Genomic DNA, 22,351 nt, shown 5'->3' with positions numbered 1-22,351 from the left:
CCGGTGCACGCAGACCTTCAAGCCGAACACGTCGGTAAAACCTACGCCGGCCAGCCCGCGGTCAAGGACTTGTCCTTTACCGTGGAGCGCGGCAGCTTCTTTTCCATCCTCGGCCCTTCGGGCTGCGGAAAGACGACGCTGCTGCGCATGATCGCCGGCTTTCTGTCGCCCGATGCGGGCCAGATCCACATCGGCGGTAAACCCATGAACGGCGTGCCGCCCAACCAGCGGCCCGTCAACATGGTGTTCCAGCACCTGGCACTGTTCCCCATGATGTCGGTCGGTGAAAACGTCGGCTACGGCCTGGCACGGCGCGGCCTCTCGCGCGCCGACATCAGCGCCAAGGTCGGCGCCATGCTCGAACGCGTGAGCCTGCCCGGCATGCAGGACAAGCGCGTCGACCAGCTATCGGGCGGGCAGCGGCAGCGCGTGGCGATTGCGCGAAGCCTGGTGCTCGAGCCCACCCTGCTGCTGCTCGACGAACCCCTGGGAGCGCTGGATTTAAAGCTGCGCGAGCACATGAAAGTCGAGCTCAAGCAGCTGCAGGCGGCCTTCGGCACCACCTTTGTGTACATCACGCACGACCAGTCCGAGGCATTGGTGCTGTCCGACCATGTCGCAGTCATGAATGCCGGCAGCTTTGAGCAGGTGGGTACACCGCAAGAGCTGTACTACCAGCCGCAAACGCCTTTTGTGGCGGGCTTTGTGGGCGCCAACAACAAGCTGAAGGGCGGTGCCACCGCAGGCGCCGAGCCCGGCAACGTGGCGGCACTGACGACCGGCCAGGGCCTTGCCATGCATGCCCGTGCCGTCGGCAAAGTTCTGCCGGGTCAGACCGTGCAGGCTTTCGTGCGGCCCGAAGCGATCAGCCTGGCCCGCGACGCCGCAGAGCTGCCTGCTGACCACACCGCCTATGCGGGCCAGGTTGAGAGCCTTCTCTTCGACGGCGCTAATTCGGCCGTCTTGCTGAGCGAAACCACCAGCCGCACGGAATTTCGCATCGCACTACCCCAGACCGGCCGCTTTGCCGACCTGCGCGTCGGTGAAACAGTGGCCTTCAGCTTCGACCCCGCGCAAGCCACCTGTTTTGGGACAGCCGGCGCCTAGCGCCCGCAAACGATGCAAGCCGCAGCCGCCATGCCCGCAGCAAATGCCGGACCCGCATCGGCGCAGGCCAGGCTCATCCTGCTGCTGTTGCTCGCGCCGGCGCTGATCTGGCTGGTGGGCCTCATCGTGTTGCCGCACATCGACCTGGCGATCCTGTCGCTGCGCGAACGCATCGCACCCCGGCAATACGCACCCAGCATCGCGCAGTACCGCACCTTCATCGACGAGCCGTTGTACTGGCACACCTTTGTGCGCACGGCCGTCATGTCCATCCTGGCCACGCTGATCACCCTGCTGCTGGCCTTTCCCATCGCCTGGACGATTGCCAAGCTGGTGCGCGGCCGTGCCAAGTCGCTGCTGCTGGTGATGTGCCTGATTCCTTTTTGGGTCAGCGAAACCGTGCGCACCCTGGGCTGGATGATTCTGCTGCGCGAATCCGGCGTGCTGCCCGCGGTGCTGGTGCAGCTGGGCCTCACCGATGCACCTGTCGAACTGCTCTACCGCGACGCCACCATTCTGGTTGGCTTGGTGTACACGTCCATGTTGTTCATGGTGGTGCCGCTGATCAGCGCCCTCGAAAGCCTGGACGACACGCTGATCGAGGCCGCCTATGACCTGGGAGGGAATGGCCCCTCCATCCTGCGGCAAATCGTCATTCCGCATGCCGCGCCCGGCATCCTGGCGGGCTGCATCGTGGTCTTCATGCTGACCTTGGGCAACTACCTCACACCCACTCTGCTGGGCGGCAAAAATTCGCTGTGGTTCACCGAGCAGATTTACACCCAGTTCATCACGCGCTTTAACTGGGAGCAAGGCGCGGCGTTTGGTTTCTTGCTGTTGGGTTTGTCTACTGCGATCGTCTGGCTTGGCCTTAAATTAACGGGCCAGAAGTTCGGCGAAGTGATGAGAAAAACATGACACACCCCCGTTGGACCTCACTGCGTGTAGCTCCCTCCCCCCTAGCAGGGGGCGACCGCTACGGCCCGGCAAAGCCGGTTCCGCGCCGTCACTGGCGAAGACTTGGGGAGAGTGTTAGATGATCGCCTCCCTGCCCCGGCCCGTCTGGCTGCGCACAGGCACGGTGGTGTACGCGCTGGCCTTTTTCGCCTTTTTGTTCCTGCCGCTGGTCGTGGTCGCGGTGTTTGCCTTCAATGACGCACCCTACCCGGCGCCGCCCTGGCGCGGCTTCACGCTCGACTGGTTTTTTGGCAGCAAGTCCGGACGCACAGGCCTTTTTGCCGACGGCCCCATGCTCGCCAGCCTCTGGACCAGCGTGGTGGTGGCCGGCTGGGTCACGCTGCTGGCGGTGCTGGTGGGCACGACCAACGCCTTTTTGATTGAACGCAGCCGCTTTCCGGGCAAACAGGTGCTGTCGATGCTGATGCTGGCGCCGCTGGTCATTCCCGGCGTCATCCTGGGTATTTCCATCCTGGCGTTTGCCAGCCGCCTGGCCCAGTTTGCCGACGACTGGTGGGGGCTGGAGCTGGATTTCCTGCGCCCAGGCCTGCCGCTGGTGGTGCTCGGCCAGTTTTCCTACATCGTGTCCATCGCCACGCTCATCATTTCGGCCCGCCTGAAACGTTTTGACATCACCCTGGAAGAAGCCGCTTATAACCTGGGCGCCTCCCGCGCCGCGGTCTTCGCCACCATCACCCTGCCTTACCTGAAACCCGCGCTCATCGGCGCTGCAGCGATCTCGTTTTTGATGTCCTTCGAGAACTTCAACACCACGCTGATGCTGGTCGGCTCGGACGCACCGCTGACCGTCATGATGTACGGACGCATGCGCGAGGGCGCCACGCCGGTGCTCAATGCCGTCAGCCTGTTCCTGATGCTGGCCTCGGCGGCCTTGGCGCTGACCCTGCTGCGCAAGCCCGCCGACAGCCCCGGCGCCTGAAGCGCCTGAAGCAGTCCAAGCCGCCCCAAAATCGGGCTCGAATCGAGCCCAGACTGCGCAGTAACAAGCGCTTTACAAAGCCCCCTACGCCTATACCCAAATCACGTGCACGGATGCACAAATCGTGATACGGTGCAACTGTAAATACGGGGCCTGAAGCAGGTTTTCACGCCCGGTGGTATCAGCCCGGTTTTGACATTGACCTCACAGGTGAACGGATGCGCAGGCCAGCCCTTTACAGCAGTTCAAACCGTCCGGCGCAGGGCGCGGGTGATGCCCAGGCGCAGCCGCCCGAGCAGGCTGCCGGCCCAGACGGCGCCATTACAGCCCCCGCACCTTCCCGTTTCCCCCGGGTCTCCCGCCTCGCCAAACGGCTTGCCCAAAACCAGCTTTACCTGCTCTGGTCGGTCGTCGGCCTGCTGGCCCTGCTGCTGGCCATCAGCTTTGCCTCCCCGCTGCGGCCTGCGGCCCGCAAGCTGACGCAGGAAGACATCAACGCGGCCGTCCTCAAAACGCTGGAAACCACGGTCCTTCCCTCTCCTGGAACCCGGGCTTACGACACCATCATTCCCTCCGTCGTGCGCATCGTGGGGCTGGGTAAAGACAAGGACGGCAAGGAAGATGGCGAGCGTAGCGTGGGCACCGGCGTGGTCATCGTCGACAAAGGGATCATCCTGACCAACCTGCATGTGGTGCAGGGCGCAACAACCATCAAGGTCACGTTCGCGGACGGCCTGGAGTCCACCGCCAGCATCACCGGCGTGCAACCCGAAAACGACCTGGCCGTGCTGCAGGCCCACAAGATTCCCGACGACCTGATTGCCGCCACCATGCGCTCCACCGCCGACCTGGCGCCGGGCGACCAGGTCATGGCCGTGGGTTATCCCTTCGGTATCGGGCCCTCGGCCTCGGCCGGTGTCATTTCGGGTCTCAAGCGCAACTTCCGCTCGCCCGAAGGCAAGCAGATGATGAGCAACCTGATCCAGTTCGACGCTGCCGCCAACCCCGGCAACTCGGGCGGTCCGCTGGTCACCATGGACGGCGAAGTGATCGGCATCGTGACCGCCATCTTCAACCCCAACCAGCAGCGCACGTTTGTCGGCATCGGTTTTGCGGTGCCGATTGAAAATGCGGCTTCGGCCGCCGGCATGCCCCCCTTCTGAAGACTTTAAGGACATCGACGCATGGAACAGCACACGCCCGAACATTCCGCCAGCCATGACGCCACCGCGCAGCTGATGGAGCAGATCCTCTATGAAGTCAAACGCGTGGTGGTGGGGCAAGACCGCTTTCTTGAGCGCGTCATGGTCGCCATCCTGGCGCAGGGGCATTTGCTGGTGGAAGGCGTTCCCGGCCTGGCCAAGACGCTGACCATCAAGACGCTGGCCAACACCGTGCAGGGCAATTTCAAGCGCATCCAGTTCACCCCCGACCTGGTGCCGGCTGACCTGGTGGGCACGCGCATCTATAACCAGAAAACCGGCGAGTTCACCACCTCGCTCGGGCCGGTGTTTACCAACCTGCTGCTGGCCGACGAAATCAACCGCGCGCCCGCCAAGGTGCAAAGCGCGCTGCTGGAAGTGATGCAGGAACGCCAGGTCACGATTGCAGGCATCACCCACAAAGTGCCCGAGCCCTTCCTCGTCATGGCCACGCAAAATCCGATTGAAACCGAAGGCACTTATCCGCTGCCCGAAGCGCAGGTCGACCGCTTCATGATGAAGGTACTGGTGGACTACCCGACCGACGAAGAAGAATTCGTCATCGTCCAGCGCGTGACCGGCCCGGCTGTGGCGGTGAGCGCGGTGGCCACTACCGAACAGCTGGCCGCACTGCAGGCCGAATGCCGACGCATCTACGTTGACCCGTCCCTTGTGCAATATGCCGTACGGCTGGTGTCGGCCACACGCAACCCGACAAAGCACGGCCTGAAAGACTTGCAGCGCTTCATCACCTTCGGCGCCAGCCCGCGCGCCACCATCAACCTGACCGAAGGCGCCCGCGCGCTGGCCATGCTGCGCGGACGCAGCTACGCCCTGCCCGAAGACATGACCGACCTGGTGCCCGACGTGCTGCGCCACCGGCTGGTGCTGTCGTATGAGGCGCTGTCCGAAGGGCTATCGGCCGACGGCCTCGTCGCGAAGATCATGGCCAAAATCCCGCCCCCAGCGAAACCCTTAGAGCATGAAAAACTCGCAGCCTAAAAAAGTGAGCCCCCACGCTCCGCCGCTACGCGGGTCGCTGCCCCCCGAGGGGGCCGCTGCGCCTGCGGCCCGGCAAAGCCGGTTCCGCGGCCCCGGCTTGGTTAAAGACCCCTCGACTCTGCGACCGTCAGGAGCATGTCCGTGAACGGCTCCTCATCCAACGCCGAACAACTGCTGCGCCGCCTGGAGTGGACTGTGCTGCGCCGGCTCGACGGCCTGCTGCAGGGTGACTACCGCACCTTGCTGCGCGGCACCGGCATGGACCTGGCCGACCTGCGTGAGTACCAGCACCACGACGACGTGCGCCACATCGACTGGAACGTCACTGCCCGGCTCGAACAACCCCATGTGCGCGTGTTTACCGAAGACCGCGAAATGAGCGCCTGGTTCCTGCTGGACCTGAGCCCCTCGATGGACTTTGGCTCCAGCGAGCTGCGCAAGCGCAATGTTTCCGCTGAATTTGTCGCCGTGCTGGCCCGCATGCTGACGCGCCACGGCAACCGCGTGGGCGCCATGCTCTATGGCTCCGGTGTTGATGCCGTGATTCCCGCACGCGGCGGCCGCCACCACGTTCTCCATTTGCTGCACACCTTGCAGGCCCGGCCCGAAACCACAGACCTCGGCCCTACACGCCTTCACGAGTTGCTCGAGTCCGCGGCCAGCTTCATACGCCGGCGCTCCACCGTGTTTGTGGTGTCCGACTTCATCAGCGAACCGGGCTGGGAAAAGCCGCTGGGCCAGCTCGCCCGCAGGCATGAAGTGGTGGCCGTGCGCCTGCTCGACCCGCTGGAGCTGGACTTGCCCGACCTGGGCCTCATTCCCATCCGCGATGTCGAAACCGGCGAGCAACTGCTGGTCGATACCCACGACGCGGGCTTTCGCAAACGCTTTGCACGCATCGCGGCCCAGCGCGAGGCCGAGCTGCGGCAGTCGCTGGCGCGTGCCGGCGTGGACACGCTGGAGCTGTCCACAGACGACAACCTGGTTGACGCCATCCTGCGGTTTACCGAGCTCCGCAAACGGCGCAGCCGTACATCAGGCGCCAACGCAGCGGGCGGCAAGCTGCCAGCCCACCTGCAACACGCCGCCTGAAGAAGCCGCCAAGGAACACCTATGAACTTCAGTTGGCTCACCTCATTCATGTCAAAGCTACCTCTGCCGACTTTCCTCTGGCCGGAATTTTTGTGGCTGCTGCTGGCCATTCCCCTGCTGGTGGTCGTGTATGTGTGGCTGCTGCGCCGTAAGAAAAAGATGGCGCTGCGCTACGCCAGCCTGTCCATCGTGCGCGAAGCCATGGGCCGCGGCCAGAGCTTTCGCCGGCATGTTCCACCCCTGCTTTTTTTGCTGTCCATCGCCGCCATGCTGGTGGCGGCGTCACGCCCCTTCGCCGTGATCAGCCTGCCGTCGCAGCGCGAGACCATCATCCTCGCGATGGACGTCTCAGGCAGCATGCGCGCCACCGACGTTCAGCCCAACCGCCTGGTGGCCGCACAGAACGCCGCCAAGGCTTTTCTGGCCGACCTGCCGCGCAATGTGCGCGTCGGCATCGTCGCCTTTGCGGGTACTGCCGCCGTCGTGCAGCAGCCCACCCTCAGCCGCGAAGACCTGACGGCAGCCATTGACAAGTTCCAGCTGCAGCGCGGCACCGCCATTGGCAATGGCATCGTCGTGTCGCTGGCCGAGCTGTTCCCCGACGCAGGCATCGACATCGCGTCCATGCAATACGGAAGGGAAAAGCCCCGCGGCACATCGCTGGACCAGGCCCTGAACCCCGACAAGAACGCGAAGAAAGAATTCACCCCCGTCGCTCCCGGCTCCTACACCTCGGCCGCCATCATCCTGCTGACCGACGGCCAGCGCACCACGGGCGTGGATTCAATCGACGCCGCCAAGCTCGCAGCAGACCGCGGTGTCCGCATCTACACCGTCGGCGTGGGCACGGTGGATGGGGAAACGATTGGTTTTGAAGGCTGGTCCATGCGCGTCAAGCTCGACGAGGAAACCCTCAAAGGCATTGCCCGTGCAACACAGGCCGAGTACTTTTACGCAGGTACGGCGGCCGACCTGAAGAAAGTGTATGAAACCCTCAGTTCGCGCCTGGCGATTGAGAAAAAAGAAACCGAGGTCTCGGGGTTGCTGGCGCTGCTTGCCGCCGTGCTGGCGTTGGTGTCGGCGAGTTTGTCGCTGCTGTGGTTTAACCGGATTCTTTAAGACAAAGCCCCTGCGGCAGCAGCGATTACGACGCAAAAGTGATCATCAGGTCGACCCAGCCTCGACAACAAAGGCCCGCAGCCCGGCCATCTTGCCATCCCGAAAGCGCCAGACATCACAGTAGGCATGGCGCACCGCCTTTCCCTCTTCGTCCTTCAAGGTGATTTCACCGAGCGCGGCGACAAAGTCGTGCTCCGCGATCATGTGATGGACTTCAAACTTCGGTGCCTCCTGGTACGCAGTTGTCATCCACTGGCGAACGGCTTCTTTCCCTTTGATCGTCCTGTCGCCCACAAAAACCCATTCCGAATCTTCCGTGCAGAACTTCAGGAATCCTTCAATATCGCCTTCGGCGATAGCCGCGTTGGCCTTCCTCAGAATCTCTTTGTGTTTCTCTGACATCAAAAAATCCCTTCTTTGAGACTTGCCGCAGTTCTACCCGTTCAATGCTTCTGGCATTCCTTCGCGAACGAAGTCAGTGCCTGCGTGAAGGCTTCAGGGACCTCCAGCGGCGCGAATTCGCCGCTGCCGCGCAGCACCTGGCCTTTGATGTGCTTGACGCCGGCGGCCTTCAAGGCGGGAAGGTAGTCGTCCGGCGAACGCCCGTCGGCGTCGCCGCGGAGGTAGAGCATCGGTGTTTCGATGTTTTTGTGCCTGCTGTTGTGCTGGGCATCGGCCTGCAGGGTGCGGTACCAGTCGAAGCCGGCCTTGAGCGCCTCGGGACGCTCATAGGCGCGCGCAAACGCGGCGCGATGTGCTTCAGTCACGGCCTCCTTGTTGCCCGCCAGGAAGTCCGTGAAAAAATCAAAGTAGGTACGCTGGTGGCCTGAAACCAGCAGCTCCGGCAGCTCCGGCAGCGCATGAAATGCAAAGTGCCAGATGCGAGGATCCGACAGCACCTTTTCCCAGGGATCTATGCCGGGGATGACGGTATTCATGACCACAGCCCCCGCGATGCGGTGCCCGTGGTCGCGTGCGGCTGCATAGGCGATCATCCCGCCGACATCAAGGCCAGCCACCACCATTGAGCGCGCGCCGGCGCGTTCTGCTGCACTGACGACGATATCTGCCAGGATGGTTTTTTCGGCAGAAGGCGGTGCGCCGCGCGAATCTCCTATCGCCGGCAAGTCAAAGGCCAGAACAAAATGTTCGGTGGCAAGCGCATCGACCACCGGTGCATAGACTTCCTTGCAGTGAGGCCAGCCGTGCAGTAGCACAATCGCGGGCCTGGCGGAATTACCTGCCACCAGCAAGCCCAGGCTCAGGCCTTCATGCTCTACGGTGTCGACGCGCATACGGCAATGTACGAATGCACGCGCATGGAGCGCCAACAAGGACACTCACGCGCGTGCGAGTCGTTCTGTGAACGAGGACCGGTTTACCTCTTCGGTTTGCTGACCTCGTGCCCGATCACACCGCCGACTGCGGCGCCGCCTACGGTCCCCAAGGCACTGCCGCCGGTCAGAGCCGCGCCGGCCACACCGCCTACACCGGCGCCGATGGCGGTGTTTTTCTCCTGAGTCGTCATGCCGCTACAGCCCGCCAAACCTGCAAATATCACCGCGCAAAGTGCAGTTTGTTTGATTCCAATCATTTCAGTCTCCTTGAGAACGTTAATGAAAGTGAAGAGCAAATGCCGCTTGATCACGCCGCCAGAGCCTCTTCACGTGAATGAATCGCACACGGTTACCGGCTGCACGCCGGGGTGGCTTTTCATTGCTGGTGTCTTCATGCTAGGAGGCTGCGGGTTCTGTGGTGTAGGACGAACTCCCGATATCGGTACGTACTACGCCCGGTACCTCCGGAGGAAATTTCGCATGCAAGTCCCGCCCGGACCACTTCTCAAGCCTGAACAGGAGCGTACGTGCAGCGGAACACAAACGCGTCATCCCACCAAGCGCCTCAGCCCCGGCGCGCCGCCTCTATCGCGGCGACGTCAATCTTTTTCATGGTCATCATCGCGTCGAACACGCGCTTGGCCACTTTGGGGTCGGGGTCGGCTATGCCGTCAGTGAGCGCGCGCGGGGTGATCTGCCATGACAGGCCCCATTTGTCCTTGCACCAGCCGCATTCGCTTTCCTGCCCACCGTTGCCGACGACTGCGTTCCACAAGCGGTCGGTTTCTGCCTGGTCATCGGTTGCGATCTGAAAAGAGAAGGCCTCGCTGTGCTTAAACAGCGGCCCGCCGTTCAGGCCAATGCAGGGGATACCCGCAACAGTGAACTCAACCGTCAGGGCATCTCCCTGTTTGCCGTCAGGATAGTCGCTCGGTGCATAAAAGATCCTGCCGACAGTGCTGTCGGGGAATGTTTTGGCATAGAAGTTCGCTGCATCGAGGGCATCACCGTCGTACCACAGGCAAATGGTGTTCTTGCTGACTTTCTTGCTGGTCATTTCTTGTCTCCTGAAGAGTTGAGCATGGGCACCCGGCGCCCGCCAGGATGCAAAGAATTCCTATCGTACCCATCATGGGGTTCCGGTTTGTCGGATGCGGCTGATGCCGTTGTAAGGGTGCATCGATGTCCACATAAGCGCCGAGTGCCCACCAGGAGTGCCGGGCTTGCTCTTATGTGTGCCTGGCATTAATCTGCTCGATGAGTTCAACCCGAATCTCCCTCCATATCGACGCCCCGCGCCCGCAGGTTTATGCCGCATTGATCCATGCCGAGGCGGTGGTCACACTGTCTCCCTAGAATCGGTGCGGGGTTTGGGTCCCTTTTCATCGAGCTGAACGAAACCGAAAATGAACGAGAAGTCTTTTGATAACAACTACCTGGCTGGATTTCAGCGGCCAGGCTATACCGCAGGAGCACCCATGGACGACGATCAAGACCCAGTCTATTTGTTTGTGACCGTGCTTGGCGTGCCCGAATCAGTGGCCGTGTTGCTCCTTCGTGCCGGAATGACCACGCTCGAGGAAGTCGCGTATGTCCCGCTGGGAGAACTCCTGGAGACTGGAGGCGTGAGTCCGCAGGTACTAAACCAGGCGAGGGAAAAGGCACGTGCGTACTTGGCTCCTTGAGCGCGGCGGCTACCGCTCAATTTCGACTGACCTCGCTGCGGCCGGGATACCACGGTCTAACAGGTCGATCGACGCGGACGTTCTATCAGCCGGTCATCTCCAACTTCAAGCCGCGCCAATGAAGGTAACTGTCCAAAACGGTGCCACACACGGCCTCTCTCGCCGCGACGTTGAATCGATCATCCCGTTATTCCCGCGTGCATGGTTGGTTGCGGTTCAGCAAATCGTCCTGTATCAGGGCAAGGGCAAAGACGTCAGCGCCCTTTACTATCCCGAAAAGCGGCTGCTCGGCTTGTTCTGGCCGGTCGATGCCACCAATGTTTCCAAGGCCGCAGGCCTGGAAGAGCTTCTTGTGGCGTTGTCGGTGGTCGCAGATAGAGGAGAACTACCCGCGCGCCTTTCCAAATCCATACGTAAGCGGCACGCAGGTGACGTTGCTACCATCCACGCAAGCTGCCTGGAGGCAATGGCCAGCAATGCTGCTTAACATGTCAATCGACACGAGCCCGCAACAGCAGAACGCGCCTTCGCCGAGAGGTGTTATGGTCCGGTCATCTTCACGCCAGACACAACAACAGAGAATTTCTTCATGCGCTACACAGTCATCTTGTCAACATTGCTTCTTTGCTCTGCCTGCAGCGAAACATCGTCTCCACCCACCGCGGTCATCCCACCCACAGTGCCCGCCACCACATCCGCCGCTGCCAGTGCCACTGCACTCGTATTACCGGATACAAAAGAGGCTACGCAGGCATTCCTTGAAATGATGGAGATGCAGGAATACAAAACCGCCGAACTCAAGCTCGGCACCTGCATCCCGGCCGTTGACGCCAAACACCCAGGTCAGGTGGCCTGCACGGTGTCATTGAAAATTGGGGCTGGGAGTTCTGCAACCCAGGCAGATTTTTACCGCCGCGGCAATAAATGGGTGGCCCAGCCGAGCAGCTCGCAAGATCAGTTGCCATTTCCGGATCCCAAGCTTCGATAGTTACGCGAGCTTGGCGCGTCTCCAGCCGCCGCTCATGCCAAATGTTAGGCGTCTCACATCACAACCGAGGTAATTCATGAGTACGAGAAACACCATCGTTGCCCTTTTTCTTGGCGCTGTTGCTGCCAGTGCAGCCTTCGCACAAGTTGCTGTTACGCCGGCGTCGGATCACTCCACCCTTCTGCAAAGCGCAGATCCAAAACTTTTGGAAAACAAGCGCCTTGTCTATGACTTCTGGCGCGAGGTCTTCGAGGCTGGCCAGCTCGAGTTGGCAGAGAAGTACCTGGCTGAAAACTACATCCAGCACAACCCGAATGTTCCTACTGGTCGCGCAGCGTTTGTCGAGTTCTTCGGCAAGTTCAAGAAGCCGAAGCCGATAGAAACCAAGGTCGCAGCTCCACTCGTGGCCATTACGGCGGAAGGAAACCTGGTCATCCTTAGTTTTGTGCGCGAGCAGACGGATCCCAAGGATCCGTTGAAGAAGTACACGACGACGTGGTTTGACATGTTCCGTATTGAGGCCGGCAAGATTGCTGAGCACTGGGATCCGGCCGTAAAGCCGTAGGCCTTGTCGCAGCAACCCAACCGCCCCATCAAACGGATGCCAGGCCAGCTACGCCGTCTTGGTCGCTGTTCGGATGTGAGTACCCAACCCAAACATCGGATCTCGGTTCAATGAATTCGAGACTCATCGCTGCATTGCTCGGAGTTTTTCTCCTCAGCGTTGCCTTGCTAAGCTTCGCCAAGCCAACTCTCTGCGCAACCGGTTGCGGCAATCTGCTCGAGCCGCTATTTCAAGCAGCCTACTATTTTCTTGGCCCCTGGGGTATACGCGGACTCCTGCTTGCACTCGCCGGTTTGATGTTCTGGGTCGCGATTCGAGGCAGAGAGTAGCGGTCGTGTACTACGGGCCGCCATCGCAGGCACAAACCGCCTATTGCACGTGGCATTCCCGCCGCAGCAACGCCAGCGCGTCGTCAAACGCCTGAACGGCATCGCTTTGCAGCGTGGCCTGCGCCTCTTCCAAAAAGTCATCCCACAAGCTGGCGTAGGCGTCCTGGTGCTGCACCGGCGCGTGGTCCGCGATGTACTGGTGGGCCAGCGTGGGATCGAAGCCAGATTTGCGGATCTTGCGCAGCAGGGTTGCGGCGCTTTTCTCGGTCAGCAGGGTCTTGGGCGCAGAGCCGGCGGCCACGCACAGGAAAAGGGTTAGCAGCGAACCATCGTCTGCATTGCCGCCGGTCACCTTGCTCCACACGGCGGATGCCTGGCGGTCATGGTGATCGACCTCGTTCAGGCCGTCTTCCACCCAGAAGTAGCGGCCCATGAAGACCGGGCTGCGATCAAACAGCTGGCGCGGCGGCAAGGCTGGATCGAGTATTTTTGGCGCGTCGGCCATCACGGACTGCCGCACCGCCTCCACCACATCCCGCAGGTGGGCAGGAAGCTTTTTGGGAACGGCGAGCGGCAGCGCAGCCGCAATCGCAGGCGGAACGGCCCCGTGTTTTTTGCGCAAGGCGGCGATCATTTTCTCGAACGCGACCCAGTCGGGCATCTCGGTGCGACCCGTCGCCAGCACCAGCAAGGCGGTGCGAATCACCGCTTCGGCGTCCTTGCCCGCTTCTTCGAGTTCGGCGGCGTCCATGCCCAGCTCGCCAGCTAACCAGACGGCAGCATCCACCACCTGCGCCACCTGTCTGCGCCTGGCAAGTTCGGCCTGGTAGTCGGCCAGGTTGCGCAGCGACCATTTGGCCAGCAGCGGAATGTGCTCGTCGGTGAAGCCGCCGCGTTCATTCATGCCGAAGTGGCTGTTTTGCGGCATGGCGATCAGGGTCTTGAGCATGTCCGAGCCGCCCTTGGAACGCGACAGCAGCGAGAAATCGCGCAGTGATTCGGCCGCCTGCCGGAGATCGCCCTGGAAGGAATGTTCGAGGTACAGGCTGACCAGGTTCACCATACGATCGCGGGCCTTTTCCAGGTCCGGGCGCAAGAACTCATTGCCGAAATAACGCGCGATCTGCACCATGCCCTTGGGGCCTTCGACCCGCATGGCTTCGATTTTTTCGGCATTGATGATGCCGTGCTGCACGCCGTACTGCAGCGCCTTCTCAAAAAAAGGGCGCGCATCGTAGAGCGAGATGGTGGAAGGCGAAGACATGGGGGTGCGCAAGTTCAGATCGCCGATTCCTCGTCGGACTCGCGCGCAGTCGGTGTGGCCTTGCCGCGATCGGTGTCACCGGTCTCGACCTTACCGTCGTCCTGCACATCGTCCTCGTTCTCTTCATCCTCATCAGAGGCCGCCTTGTGCGCACTGCCCTTGGCGCGCAGCACCATCAGCATTTCAATGAAGAGGTCCGGCAGTTCGTAGCGCAGCAGCCAGGCGAGCTGCATCCAGTCGTTGTCGGCGACCTCCTCTTGCTGGACACGCGGCCTTTCGTAGGCCGAGGCCAGCAGGGCGGACTGCGACAGCATCTTGCCGTACTCGTCGGCCGCCTCAAAGCTGCCGCTGCGCGCAAAGCCCTCGACACGGCTCCACTGGTCCGAAAAATAATCGGCGAGGGCTTCGCTGCCACCCTCCAGGTCGCCGATCGCGCTGAGAAATTCCAACGGGTCCGCGTCCTCCCGGAAGATCACCGCATTGACCATGCCGCGCAGATGCGTGCGGGTCAGGTCCTTGTAGAGCTTTTCAATCACCACGGCGCGGGCAAACTGCGCGGGCGTGACCAGCAGGCCGACCACCGACTCCCGGGAGTTGTCGTATTCGCGAATGACGGCCAGGACGTCCTTGGGCGGCAACTGCTCCAGCACCACCATCAGCGCTGCGTCACCTTCTTCGTCGGCCAGGCCGACCAGCGCAGCCTCGGCGCCGACGATGTCGCCGGCCGCGATCAGGCTTTGGGTTTTTTCGATCAGGGCGAGATGGTTCGTCATTGGGGTTTCACCTTCCAGTTCATGCTTGCGTCAGTCTTTGGCGTCAAAGCCCTGCTGGACCAGCCAGTCGGAACCTGCCTCGTGGCGTGCCCGGGCATCGGCGCTTTGCTCACGATCGTCATCGCCCTCAAACATCACCACAACGCCATCACCGTTCTCATCACTGTCTTCGTCGTCGCCGTCACCATCTGCTTCGGCGCTCGCAATGGATGCGGCCACCGGCAGCCCGGCCATGTATTCCAGCCCCGCCGTCAGCGTCAGGAATTTCTCCCCACCGGGCACCTGCAGAACGATGTGCGCCAGGTCCTGGGCCCAGGGCGCCAGCACAAAGCCATCCGCCAGGCTGCTCCAGGCCGGAAAGGCATCGGTATCGACATCGTGGGTGAGCAGGTGTTCCATCACGGCTTTTTCCGTGAAATCAAAACCCTGGTGAAACACCACCGCCACCATCTCGGGGCTGGTGTCCATCATCTGCACCAGAAAGGCCATCTCCTGGCGTTTGCCAGACAGGCGCTGGTGCAACACGTCACGCCCCTCGGAGTCGAATCGCAGGTCATCCATCTCGGACTGGTAGGCCGAGCGCAGGTCAAGGAAATAGGGGGAGACGCTCATGCTGACGGGTTTTTCATGGGGTGTTTTTCTTTCGGTCAGCAAGGGTCACAGTAACGGGTTGAAATAGTCGGTCCAGATGGCACGCGCCGTGTCTATCGGGCTGTCAAGCAGGTTGCGGCGGCGGTTGTCGTCATAGGCCTGGCGCTTGTCGGCGTCCGACAGCACCTCATAGGCCTGCTGCACCGCCCTGAAGCGCTCGGGTGCATCAGGGCTGGCATTTTTGTCCGGGTGCCAGAAGGAGGCCTTCAGGCGAAAGGCTTTTTTGACATCGGCCAGCGTTGCCGCGCTGTCCAGCCCGAGGGCGGTGTAGTGATCAGTCATGCGAAGGTGGCTGTGTCCTGGACCGCAGGCAGGGAGCTGCACGGCATGTTGAAAGACTCACGAAGTGAGGCGATACGCCTACGCGCGCGGCGGAGGGATCAAGGATTATGCCTGTCTAGCGCCGTGCGGGCTGGCGGCCGTAAATGGCCTTGTTCCGTTCTGGCGCCCGCAGGTCAGGCCGCAACAGGTACTTCGCCTCACTCCCAGGCCGGCAGCCGCCCCGGCACCAGCGTGAACCGCCGCCCGAACGCACGGCCAGCGTCATCGTGGGTGACCAACACAAAAGTCGTGCCGAAATCGCGCGCTTTGCGCCGGATGCCACGCTGTGTGTGCCCGCCGAGGGCTTCGGCATTGCACCTCAGCAAACCTACAATGGCCGGCAGTTCAAACACATCGCGGGAGAGCGTATGAGTATGAGATTGGCAAGCATTGGTAGGTGCGCGGCGAAGCTTTTGGCTCTGCTTGTTCTGACTGGGACCGGTATCGGCGAAGCGTCGGCACAACCCATCCTGAGTGCTCAGGAAATTACGCGGGGCGTTGTGAAGGTAGCCACAGCCTATGCCGACGCCATTTCATGCGGGCACCCAAAGATCAGTGCAAAAAACATTGCGGCCCTGGTCCCCTACAAAGCGGATGCACGCGATGATGCCCGATACCTTGTCGTTTGGTCGGGAGATATCGGATGCGAGGGCGGTACGGGCTCCGTCAATCCGGCCATTTCCACGGTGAACATTGGCGCAGGAAACAGGTTTTTTGTCGACCCCCTCCGATCATCGCCTTCCATCAAGCATGAGATTCCGGTCCGATATGTTGAACGCCTCGTGGGAACCACAGCAGACTCCCTGACTGTCGAGGGCAAGGCGTATGGACCGAATGATGGGAATTGCTGTCCCTCAACCGATGTCAGGGCTACCGTGAAAGTGGATGCCAAGGGCAACTGGAAAATCATTGACCGAAAGATTATTTCACCGAAAAAATGAGCGCTTTGGGAGAGGCGAGTGATCGCGACGCGCTAGCGGCCGAGACCATACTGCCCGCCCTAGAATTGTTTTACCGCGGCCCTTGCGGGATGCATTACGTCAGGCACTCAAATTCATGTCCGTTCGTCTCCGTCAACTAATTGGCCGCTTTGCGCAGCCGAGGCAGCAAAAGCAATCGATGATCTCGATCGAGATTCGTCGGATTGCTGAGGCAATCGGAGATCCGCCAGAGTTCTCACGCCGAGCACACGAAACGGCGAAAGTGGTCGGAGCAGGCGCGATTGAACTTCTCGCTGCGGAGTTTCACACTGAATCCAGCCCTCCCGAGGAAATTGCGAACAAGTTTCCGGGCCTGGGCCAATGGATTGCCGCGCGGCAGTTCTCGATATTCGAGGTCTTGTTCTGCCTCGGGCCGGCATCGCTACCTGTACTTCGAAGGGTTGCTTTTGGTGAATATGATTGGACACAAGGTAACGCAATCGAAATACTTTGCCGCTTTGCCGCACACGGCATTGAACGCGAACAAATCCTGGCAGGATTAAAGAACGCCATGCCCGGTTTCCGCCATGAGGCGTTGCTCTACGCGGCCGGCCCACTACTTAGCCACGCCAAGACCGACGCAAATATTCAAGTGGTCATCGACGAACTGCTTATCGTGCCAGAGTTCAAGGATGCCTGCGATGAGGTATCCAATACGCGCGCCTGATCTTTTCTTCAAGCGAACCCGCCTACAGCGGCCCGTTTCAGTCAGCCACTAAATTGGAAGGCCAGATGAAGGGAATGTGCCGGCATAAGTCGGCGGCTACGCCTCATTTACGAAGCGCGCAAAAAGGAACGCGTAGCACTTCTTGAATGTGATACGAAAGGGAGCGTCTATTAAAAACGGTCACCCTAACCTGTCGTGTCGATCAACGCGGACGGCCAACGGTATCCGGTCGCTGCGCGGCCACGTTGAGCGGGCCTCGGTCACTTTAACCCCACCTGTTTTTATCCAACATCTCGGCTCAGCCGATCAACCCCACTCCGACAACCGCCCCGACACCAACCTAAACCGTCGCCTGCACCGTGACGCCAGCGTTTCATCATGCGTGACCAGCACAAAGGCGGTGCCGAAATCGCGTGCGAGTTGCAGCATGAGTTCAAACACGCCGTCTGCCGTGCTGCGATCCAGGTTACCGGTTGGCTCATCGGCCAGTACGCACGCGGGCTGCGTAACGAGTGCACGCGCAATCGCGACGCGCTGGCGTTCACCGCCCGAGAGTTCTGCAGGGCGGTGGTGGATACGATCTTGCAGGCCCACAGCCGCCAGCATCTTGGTGGCGATGCGTGCACATTCGGCCGGGGACTCGCGGCGTATCCACAGCGGCATCGCGACGTTGTCCAGTGCACTGAATTCGGGCAGCAAGTGGTGGAACTGGTAGACGAAGCCCAGGTGCTTGTTACGCAGGTCGCCTTGTTGTTGGGGGGACAGGGCTGAGAGGGTTTTGCCTTTCAGCTCGACCTGGCCGCTGGTGGGGGCGTCGAGGCCACCCATCAGGTGGAGCAATGTGCTTTTGCCGGAACCTGACGCACCGACGATGGCCAGGGTTTCACCGGCGTGCACTTGCAGGTCTACACCGTGCAGCACGGTCAGGTCTATGAGGCCTTCGTGGAAGCGTTTGGTGAGGCCGCTGGCCTTGAGCACTACTTCGCCGTTTGCGTTGGCGCTTTGCAGCGTTGCGGTCATATCGTTCTTGAGCTCACTCATAACGCAGGGCCTCCGCCGGGTTCACGCGGCTGGCGCGCCAGCTGGGGTAGATGGTGGCCAGGAAAGACAGCACCAGGGAGATAACGACGATCGGCATGATGTCGGCGTATTGCGGTTCACTCGGCATGCGGCTAATGAGGTAAATGTCTTTGGGCAAAAAGCTGGCGTTGAGCGCGCGTTCAATGGCCGGCACGATGACGTCGATGTTGAAGGCGATGCCCAGGCCCAGCAGCAGGCCCGAGAGCGTGCCGATCACGCCGACCAGCGCGCCCTGCACCATGAAGATTTTCATGATGCTTTTGGGGCTGGCGCCCAGGGTGCGCAGGATGGCGATGTCGGCGCGCTTGTCGGTCACCGTCATGACCAGCGTGCTGACGAGGTTGAAAGCCGCCACCGCCACGATGAGTGTGAGGATGATGAACATCATGCGTTTTTCAAGTTGCACGGCGGCAAACCAGGTTTTGTTCTGGCGCGTCCAGTCGCGAATCAGCAAGTCGCCGCTCAGGCTTCGTGACAGCTCAAATGCCACTTCGCGCGCCTGATGCAGGTCTTTGAGCTTGATGCGGATGCCGGTGGGGCCTTCGAGACGAAATATCCGCGCCGCGTCGTCCTGGTGCATCATGACCAGGGCCGAGTCGTATTCAAAATGGCCGGAGTCAAAAGTGCCGACCACTGTCATTTGTTTGAGGCGCGGCACCACGCCCGCCGGGGTGACCTGGCCGCTGGGCGCGATCAGCGTGACGCTGTCGCCCTCGCGCACGCCCATGGCGCGAGCCAGCTCGCCGCCCAGCACCACACCGAAACTGCCGGGCACCAGCTTGGCCAGCGTGGGGCCAGACGTCACGGCGAGGTCGGTGACCTGGCCTTCCAGCGCCGGGTCTATGCCGCGCACGATCGTGCCCTTCATGTCTTCACCGCGTGCCAGCAGGGCTTGCGCGGCGATGAAGGTGGCGGCGCCGGTGACTTGCGGGTTGGCCTTGATTTCAGCCAGTGTTTTTTGCGGGTTCAGCAGGGCAGCGCCGTTGGGGGCGAACACCTCGATGTGGGAGATCACGCCCAGCATGCGGTCACGCACTTCCTTCTGGAAGCCGTTCATCACGCTGAGCACGATGATGAGCGCGGCCACACCGAGCGCGATGCCCAGCATGGACACGCCTGAAATAAAAGAGATAAAGCCGTTGCGCCGGGTGGCACGGCCGGCGCGGGTGTAGCGCCAGCCCACTATCAGCTCATAAGGAATTTGCATACTCAACCTGGGTAGTCGTTGCGGGCCACGGGTGGCCAGCTCGAACGGATTCTTATACGGTGCGATTTAAGCGCCAAATTTGAAGGCCAATTGTGGCATCCCGGACAATAGCCCCATGTCAGCCAATTCCCCCACTCCTTTCACAGGGCCGCACCTGCTGATTCCTTTTGCGGCCTGCAGTGCGGAGGCCTGGCTGCCCACCATGAAGGCGCTGCCGGCGCAAAGCACGCACAACCTGAGCCAATTACTCAAAGGCATGAAGTCAGTACACACTGATACGGCAGATGCTCACACGCTGTCGCCGCCGCACGAGCGCGCTTTGGGCCAGGCGCTGGGCCTTGCCACTGCGGACACGCCCGACGGGCTGATTCCGTGGGCGGCGCAGGATGCGGCGCAGCACCTGCAAGCCGGCACCGGCAAGGCCTGGGCCTGGGTAACGCCCTGCCACTGGGCCATGGGGCGTGAGCACGCCACTCTGACGGACCCGACCGCGCTGGGCCTGACTGAAGCCGAGTCCCGCGCGCTGCTGGCGGCCATGCAGCCTTACTTTGAAACTGACGGCATCACCTTGCACCATGTGCCCGCACTGGGACCGGCGCGCTGGCTGGCCGAAGGCGAGCTGTTTCGCACGTTGCCCACCGCTTCACTAGACCGCGTGATGGGCCGCAATGTCGACCCGTGGTTGCCCGGCGGAAAAACCGAGGCCAAGGGCAGCACGGCCCGCAAGATGAAGCTGCTGCAAAACGAAATGCAGATGCTGCTGTACACCCACGCGCTGAACGATGAACGCGCCGAGCGCCGCCAATTGCCGGTCAATTCTTTCTGGCTGAGCGGCAGCGGCGCCCTGCCCGCTGGGTATGCACCCACCAGCCAGGCGCCGACCGTGCCGCGCAGCCTGGCGCAAGCGGTTTTTGCCGACGACTGGCAAGCCTATGCCCAGGCCTGGGCTGCGCTGGATGCGGGCGACATCGCGCAGCTGCTGGCCCGCCAGCGCGCGGGCGAGACCGTGCGGCTGACGCTGTGCGGCGAGCGCGGCTGGCAGACGTTTGAGACACAAAAAACCGGTTTTTTGGCCAAAATTTCAAGCCTTTTGATGCCGCAGCCCTTATGGTACGGGCGCGAGCAGCTATAAAAAAGATAGTAGACACACATGAAAATACAGGTACGCGATGTGCCCCCACGCAGCGTCTGGGCGCTGCAGCAAGCTGGCATTCACCCGCTGCTGGCGCAGCTGTATGCCGCGCGCGGCGTGAACGCGGCAGACGAGCTGGACGACGGCCTGGCCCGGCTGCTACCGCCCGCTTCGCTGCACGGCGCCGCTGAGGCGGCGCGCCTGCTGGCCGACGCGATGGCGGCCGGCAAAAAGATTTGCGTGGTGGCCGACTACGACTGTGACGGCGCCACCGCCTGCGCTGTGGCGCTGCGTGGCCTCAAGCTGCTGGGTGCACAGCATGTGAGCTACCTGGTGCCTGACCGCGTCACTGATGGCTACGGCCTCACGCCTCCGATTGCCGAGCGGGTGAAGGCCGCTGGCGCCGACGTGCTGGTGACGGTAGACAACGGCATCGCCAGCATCGACGGCGTGGCGCGTGCGCGCGCGCTGGGCATGCAGGTGCTGGTGACTGACCACCACCTGCCCGCGCTGAGAGACGGCGAAGTGGTGCTGCCCGAGGCCGACGTGATCGTCAACCCAAACCAGCCTGGCTGCACGTTTGAAAGCAAATCGATTGCCGGCGTGGGTGTGATGTTTTATGTGCTGCTGGCGCTGCGTGCCGAGTTGCGTGCGCGTGGTGTGTTTGACGCCGCCACACAACCGAAGCTCGACGCACTGCTGCCGCTGGTGGCCCTCGGCACCGTAGCCGACGTGGTGAAGCTGGACGCCAACAACCGCCGGCTGGTGGCGCAGGGCCTCAAGCGCATACGCACGGGCCATTTGCCCGCGGGCCTGGCCAGCTTGTTCAAGGCAGCGGGCCGGCAGGCGCCGGTAGCCACCACGTTTGACTTTGCCTTTGCGCTGGGCCCGCGCATCAATGCGGCAGGCCGACTCAGCGACATGACACTGGGCATTGAATGCCTGCTGACCGACGACCCGGCGCGCGGCGACGAGCTGGCGCAAATGCTGGACGGCATCAACCGCGAACGCCGCGACATTGAGGCCGGCATGCGCGAGCAGGCGCAACTGGCGGCCGACGCAATGATTGACGAAGATGAGGAGCCGCCGCCGGCGATTGCCATCTTCGACCCGGAGTTCCACGAAGGCGTGGTCGGCATCGTGGCCTCACGCGTCAAAGACAAGCTGCACCGCCCGACGTTCGTGTTTGCCGCCAGCCAGGCCGACGGCAAAGAGCACGAGCTCAAAGGCTCGGGCCGCTCGATTCCCGGGTTTCACCTGCGCGACGCGCTCGATTTGGTGGCCAAGCGCCACCCCGGCGTGCTGCTGCGCTTTGGCGGCCACGCCATGGCAGCCGGCTGCACCATTGCCGAAGAGCACTTTGAAGTGTTTGAAAGTGCGCTGCAGCAGGTGGCGCACGAATGGCTGGATGCCGCCACGCTGACGCGCCGCATGGACACCGACGGCCCGCTGCCGGCCGAATACCGCCGCACCGACGTGGTCGACACGCTGCACAAGGAAGTCTGGGGCCAGGGGTTTGCAGCCCCCACCTTCAGCGAAGTGGTGGAAGTGGTGTCGCAGCGGCTGGTGGGTGAAAAACACCTGGCGCTCAAGCTCAAACACCAGGGCCAGCCGGTCGATGGCATCTGGTTTGGGCACACCGAATCGCTGCCCGCACGGGTCAAGCTGGCCTTCCGGCTGGATGCGGATGAGTGGCAGGGCGTGAAACGGGTGCGGTTTCTGGTGGAAGCGGCTGAACTCTGACGGCCCTGGCGCCCAAATTTCAAGTGAAATCGGGGTTCTGGGCAATAGGAACGTGCGCGAGCAGCTCCTGAATTCATAGCAAACCGGGCTTCATCGGTTGACTGGAGACGTGCTCAATTTTTACTCCAAATGAGAGCAATTCTCATTTAAGATGGGTTTTGCCCCTTTCTTCGGCTGCCGATCGCCGGCTGTTGAGTGGGGCACCTTCAT

Annotated in this window: 25 protein-coding genes; 15 read left to right on the top strand and 10 right to left on the bottom strand. The window is 61.8% G+C overall.

Annotated features, from left to right (window positions below; all coding sequences use genetic code 11):
* The first annotated feature begins 3 nt into the window (after positions 1 to 3).
* The 7 genes from AC1D1J_RS20610 to AC1D1J_RS20580 all read left to right on the top strand — a co-directional run bounded on the left by AC1D1J_RS20610 (position 4) and on the right by AC1D1J_RS20580 (position 7,419).
* Positions 4 to 1,107, top strand: coding sequence for an ABC transporter ATP-binding protein (locus AC1D1J_RS20610; protein ID WP_477695733.1), 1,104 nt, complete (start codon positions 4 to 6; stop codon positions 1,105 to 1,107).
* Positions 1,108 to 1,137: 30 nt separating this feature from the next.
* Positions 1,138 to 2,025 carry an ABC transporter permease gene (locus tag AC1D1J_RS20605; protein WP_477695732.1) on the top strand — a complete coding sequence of 296 codons (888 nt, stop codon included), beginning with the start codon at positions 1,138 to 1,140 and terminating at the stop codon, positions 2,023 to 2,025.
* A 118-nt stretch (positions 2,026 to 2,143) separates the two neighbouring features.
* Positions 2,144 to 3,004 carry an ABC transporter permease gene (locus AC1D1J_RS20600; RefSeq protein ID WP_477685925.1) on the top strand — a complete coding sequence of 287 codons (861 nt, stop codon included), beginning with the start codon at positions 2,144 to 2,146 and terminating at the stop codon, positions 3,002 to 3,004.
* Positions 3,005 to 3,222: 218 nt separating this feature from the next.
* Positions 3,223 to 4,167 (top strand): S1C family serine protease, encoded by a 945-nt coding sequence (locus AC1D1J_RS20595; RefSeq protein ID WP_477685926.1) that lies wholly within the window; start codon positions 3,223 to 3,225, stop codon positions 4,165 to 4,167.
* 21 nt (positions 4,168 to 4,188) lie between these two features.
* Complete coding sequence (locus AC1D1J_RS20590; RefSeq protein ID WP_477685927.1) at positions 4,189 to 5,208, top strand: AAA family ATPase; 1,020 nt, start codon at positions 4,189 to 4,191, stop codon at positions 5,206 to 5,208.
* A gap of 135 nt (positions 5,209 to 5,343) precedes the next feature.
* A complete protein-coding gene (locus AC1D1J_RS20585; protein ID WP_477685928.1) occupies positions 5,344 to 6,300 on the top strand; it encodes a DUF58 domain-containing protein in 957 nt (318 codons plus the stop codon).
* A 48-nt stretch (positions 6,301 to 6,348) separates the two neighbouring features.
* Positions 6,349 to 7,419: a VWA domain-containing protein gene (locus AC1D1J_RS20580; RefSeq protein ID WP_477695731.1), complete on the top strand. Its 1,071-nt coding sequence runs from the start codon at positions 6,349 to 6,351 to the stop codon at positions 7,417 to 7,419.
* Between the two features lie 45 nt (positions 7,420 to 7,464).
* Here the strand turns inward: AC1D1J_RS20580 and AC1D1J_RS20575 are convergent, their stop codons facing one another.
* The 4 genes from AC1D1J_RS20575 to AC1D1J_RS20560 all read right to left on the bottom strand — a co-directional run bounded on the left by AC1D1J_RS20575 (position 7,465) and on the right by AC1D1J_RS20560 (position 9,813).
* A complete protein-coding gene (locus AC1D1J_RS20575; protein WP_477695730.1) occupies positions 7,465 to 7,821 on the bottom strand; it encodes a nuclear transport factor 2 family protein in 357 nt (118 codons plus the stop codon).
* Between the two features lie 41 nt (positions 7,822 to 7,862).
* On the bottom strand, positions 7,863 to 8,714 hold the full coding sequence (locus tag AC1D1J_RS20570) for an alpha/beta fold hydrolase (RefSeq protein ID WP_477695729.1): 852 nt from the start codon (positions 8,712 to 8,714) through the stop codon (positions 7,863 to 7,865).
* Between the two features lie 83 nt (positions 8,715 to 8,797).
* Complete coding sequence (locus tag AC1D1J_RS20565) at positions 8,798 to 9,013, bottom strand: glycine zipper 2TM domain-containing protein (protein WP_477685932.1); 216 nt, start codon at positions 9,011 to 9,013, stop codon at positions 8,798 to 8,800.
* 308 nt (positions 9,014 to 9,321) lie between these two features.
* On the bottom strand, positions 9,322 to 9,813 hold the full coding sequence (locus AC1D1J_RS20560) for a VOC family protein (protein WP_477685933.1): 492 nt from the start codon (positions 9,811 to 9,813) through the stop codon (positions 9,322 to 9,324).
* Between the two features lie 349 nt (positions 9,814 to 10,162).
* Here AC1D1J_RS20560 and AC1D1J_RS20555 point away from each other — a divergent pair, with 349 nt between their 5' ends.
* From AC1D1J_RS20555 to AC1D1J_RS20540, 4 genes are all read left to right on the top strand, one after another.
* Positions 10,163 to 10,441 carry a hypothetical protein gene (locus AC1D1J_RS20555; protein ID WP_477695728.1) on the top strand — a complete coding sequence of 93 codons (279 nt, stop codon included), beginning with the start codon at positions 10,163 to 10,165 and terminating at the stop codon, positions 10,439 to 10,441.
* A 118-nt stretch (positions 10,442 to 10,559) separates the two neighbouring features.
* Positions 10,560 to 10,928 carry a hypothetical protein gene (locus AC1D1J_RS20550; RefSeq protein ID WP_477695727.1) on the top strand — a complete coding sequence of 123 codons (369 nt, stop codon included), beginning with the start codon at positions 10,560 to 10,562 and terminating at the stop codon, positions 10,926 to 10,928.
* 102 nt (positions 10,929 to 11,030) lie between these two features.
* A complete protein-coding gene (locus AC1D1J_RS20545; protein WP_477685936.1) occupies positions 11,031 to 11,429 on the top strand; it encodes a hypothetical protein in 399 nt (132 codons plus the stop codon).
* A 76-nt stretch (positions 11,430 to 11,505) separates the two neighbouring features.
* Entirely contained in the window at positions 11,506 to 11,994 is a 489-nt protein-coding gene (locus AC1D1J_RS20540) for a nuclear transport factor 2 family protein (protein ID WP_477695726.1), read from the top strand.
* A gap of 369 nt (positions 11,995 to 12,363) precedes the next feature.
* On the opposite strand, the gene AC1D1J_RS20535 is transcribed toward AC1D1J_RS20540, so the two are convergent.
* From AC1D1J_RS20535 to AC1D1J_RS20520, 4 genes are read right to left on the bottom strand one after another with little or no spacing between them, the layout of a single operon-like run.
* On the bottom strand, positions 12,364 to 13,587 hold the full coding sequence (locus AC1D1J_RS20535; protein WP_477695725.1) for a hypothetical protein: 1,224 nt from the start codon (positions 13,585 to 13,587) through the stop codon (positions 12,364 to 12,366).
* A 14-nt stretch (positions 13,588 to 13,601) separates the two neighbouring features.
* Entirely contained in the window at positions 13,602 to 14,360 is a 759-nt protein-coding gene (locus AC1D1J_RS20530; protein WP_477695724.1) for a hypothetical protein, read from the bottom strand.
* Between the two features lie 30 nt (positions 14,361 to 14,390).
* Positions 14,391 to 14,972 (bottom strand): hypothetical protein, encoded by a 582-nt coding sequence (locus AC1D1J_RS20525; RefSeq protein ID WP_477695723.1) that lies wholly within the window; start codon positions 14,970 to 14,972, stop codon positions 14,391 to 14,393.
* A 45-nt stretch (positions 14,973 to 15,017) separates the two neighbouring features.
* Positions 15,018 to 15,293, bottom strand: coding sequence for a DnaJ domain-containing protein (locus AC1D1J_RS20520; protein ID WP_477685941.1), 276 nt, complete (start codon positions 15,291 to 15,293; stop codon positions 15,018 to 15,020).
* 266 nt (positions 15,294 to 15,559) lie between these two features.
* Between AC1D1J_RS20520 and AC1D1J_RS20515 the strand changes: the two genes are divergently transcribed.
* Both AC1D1J_RS20515 and AC1D1J_RS20510 read left to right on the top strand, forming a co-directional pair.
* On the top strand, positions 15,560 to 16,273 hold the full coding sequence (locus AC1D1J_RS20515; RefSeq protein ID WP_477685942.1) for a hypothetical protein: 714 nt from the start codon (positions 15,560 to 15,562) through the stop codon (positions 16,271 to 16,273).
* 115 nt (positions 16,274 to 16,388) lie between these two features.
* Positions 16,389 to 16,979: a hypothetical protein gene (locus AC1D1J_RS20510; protein WP_477685943.1), complete on the top strand. Its 591-nt coding sequence runs from the start codon at positions 16,389 to 16,391 to the stop codon at positions 16,977 to 16,979.
* A 306-nt stretch (positions 16,980 to 17,285) separates the two neighbouring features.
* Here the strand turns inward: AC1D1J_RS20510 and lolD are convergent, their stop codons facing one another.
* Positions 17,286 to 18,020 carry a lipoprotein-releasing ABC transporter ATP-binding protein LolD gene (gene lolD / locus AC1D1J_RS20505; RefSeq protein WP_477695722.1) on the bottom strand — a complete coding sequence of 245 codons (735 nt, stop codon included), beginning with the start codon at positions 18,018 to 18,020 and terminating at the stop codon, positions 17,286 to 17,288.
* Complete coding sequence (locus tag AC1D1J_RS20500) at positions 18,013 to 19,266, bottom strand: lipoprotein-releasing ABC transporter permease subunit (RefSeq protein WP_477695721.1); 1,254 nt, start codon at positions 19,264 to 19,266, stop codon at positions 18,013 to 18,015. Before AC1D1J_RS20500 ends, lolD begins: the two co-directional genes overlap by 8 nt.
* Positions 19,267 to 19,381: 115 nt before the next feature.
* Between AC1D1J_RS20500 and AC1D1J_RS20495 the strand changes: the two genes are divergently transcribed.
* Together AC1D1J_RS20495 and recJ are read left to right on the top strand one after the other, a co-directional pair.
* On the top strand, positions 19,382 to 20,398 hold the full coding sequence (locus AC1D1J_RS20495) for a hypothetical protein (protein ID WP_477695720.1): 1,017 nt from the start codon (positions 19,382 to 19,384) through the stop codon (positions 20,396 to 20,398).
* Between the two features lie 18 nt (positions 20,399 to 20,416).
* Complete coding sequence (gene recJ / locus AC1D1J_RS20490; RefSeq protein WP_477669732.1) at positions 20,417 to 22,141, top strand: single-stranded-DNA-specific exonuclease RecJ; 1,725 nt, start codon at positions 20,417 to 20,419, stop codon at positions 22,139 to 22,141.
* Positions 22,142 to 22,351: the final 210 nt, after the last annotated feature.

The organism is Polaromonas sp. P1_F8 (genome assembly GCF_056405635.1).
The sequence above is the reverse complement of the archived record's forward strand: the minus strand, read 5'-3'. Positions and strand labels throughout refer to the sequence as shown.

Excerpts from the sequence above, each read along its gene's own strand:
- AC1D1J_RS20605 (WP_477695732.1), top strand. The coding sequence starts at position 1,138 with ATGCCCGCAGCAAATGCCGGACCCGCATCGGCGCAGGCCAGGCTCATC.
- AC1D1J_RS20600 (WP_477685925.1), top strand. The coding sequence starts at position 2,144 with ATGATCGCCTCCCTGCCCCGGCCCGTCTGGCTGCGCACAGGCACGGTG.
- AC1D1J_RS20595 (WP_477685926.1), top strand. The coding sequence starts at position 3,223 with ATGCGCAGGCCAGCCCTTTACAGCAGTTCAAACCGTCCGGCGCAGGGC.
- AC1D1J_RS20590 (WP_477685927.1), top strand. The coding sequence starts at position 4,189 with ATGGAACAGCACACGCCCGAACATTCCGCCAGCCATGACGCCACCGCG.
- AC1D1J_RS20585 (WP_477685928.1), top strand. The coding sequence starts at position 5,344 with ATGTCCGTGAACGGCTCCTCATCCAACGCCGAACAACTGCTGCGCCGC.
- AC1D1J_RS20580 (WP_477695731.1), top strand. The coding sequence starts at position 6,349 with ATGTCAAAGCTACCTCTGCCGACTTTCCTCTGGCCGGAATTTTTGTGG.
- AC1D1J_RS20575 (WP_477695730.1), bottom strand. The coding sequence starts at position 7,821 with ATGTCAGAGAAACACAAAGAGATTCTGAGGAAGGCCAACGCGGCTATC.
- AC1D1J_RS20570 (WP_477695729.1), bottom strand. The coding sequence starts at position 8,714 with ATGCGCGTCGACACCGTAGAGCATGAAGGCCTGAGCCTGGGCTTGCTG.
- AC1D1J_RS20565 (WP_477685932.1), bottom strand. The coding sequence starts at position 9,013 with ATGATTGGAATCAAACAAACTGCACTTTGCGCGGTGATATTTGCAGGT.
- AC1D1J_RS20560 (WP_477685933.1), bottom strand. The coding sequence starts at position 9,813 with ATGACCAGCAAGAAAGTCAGCAAGAACACCATTTGCCTGTGGTACGAC.
- AC1D1J_RS20555 (WP_477695728.1), top strand. The coding sequence starts at position 10,163 with ATGAACGAGAAGTCTTTTGATAACAACTACCTGGCTGGATTTCAGCGG.
- AC1D1J_RS20550 (WP_477695727.1), top strand. The coding sequence starts at position 10,560 with ATGAAGGTAACTGTCCAAAACGGTGCCACACACGGCCTCTCTCGCCGC.
- AC1D1J_RS20545 (WP_477685936.1), top strand. The coding sequence starts at position 11,031 with ATGCGCTACACAGTCATCTTGTCAACATTGCTTCTTTGCTCTGCCTGC.
- AC1D1J_RS20540 (WP_477695726.1), top strand. The coding sequence starts at position 11,506 with ATGAGTACGAGAAACACCATCGTTGCCCTTTTTCTTGGCGCTGTTGCT.
- AC1D1J_RS20535 (WP_477695725.1), bottom strand. The coding sequence starts at position 13,587 with ATGTCTTCGCCTTCCACCATCTCGCTCTACGATGCGCGCCCTTTTTTT.
- AC1D1J_RS20530 (WP_477695724.1), bottom strand. The coding sequence starts at position 14,360 with ATGACGAACCATCTCGCCCTGATCGAAAAAACCCAAAGCCTGATCGCG.
- AC1D1J_RS20525 (WP_477695723.1), bottom strand. The coding sequence starts at position 14,972 with ATGAGCGTCTCCCCCTATTTCCTTGACCTGCGCTCGGCCTACCAGTCC.
- AC1D1J_RS20520 (WP_477685941.1), bottom strand. The coding sequence starts at position 15,293 with ATGACTGATCACTACACCGCCCTCGGGCTGGACAGCGCGGCAACGCTG.
- AC1D1J_RS20510 (WP_477685943.1), top strand. The coding sequence starts at position 16,389 with ATGTCCGTTCGTCTCCGTCAACTAATTGGCCGCTTTGCGCAGCCGAGG.
- lolD (WP_477695722.1), bottom strand. The coding sequence starts at position 18,020 with ATGAGTGAGCTCAAGAACGATATGACCGCAACGCTGCAAAGCGCCAAC.
- AC1D1J_RS20500 (WP_477695721.1), bottom strand. The coding sequence starts at position 19,266 with ATGCAAATTCCTTATGAGCTGATAGTGGGCTGGCGCTACACCCGCGCC.
- AC1D1J_RS20495 (WP_477695720.1), top strand. The coding sequence starts at position 19,382 with ATGTCAGCCAATTCCCCCACTCCTTTCACAGGGCCGCACCTGCTGATT.
- recJ (WP_477669732.1), top strand. The coding sequence starts at position 20,417 with ATGAAAATACAGGTACGCGATGTGCCCCCACGCAGCGTCTGGGCGCTG.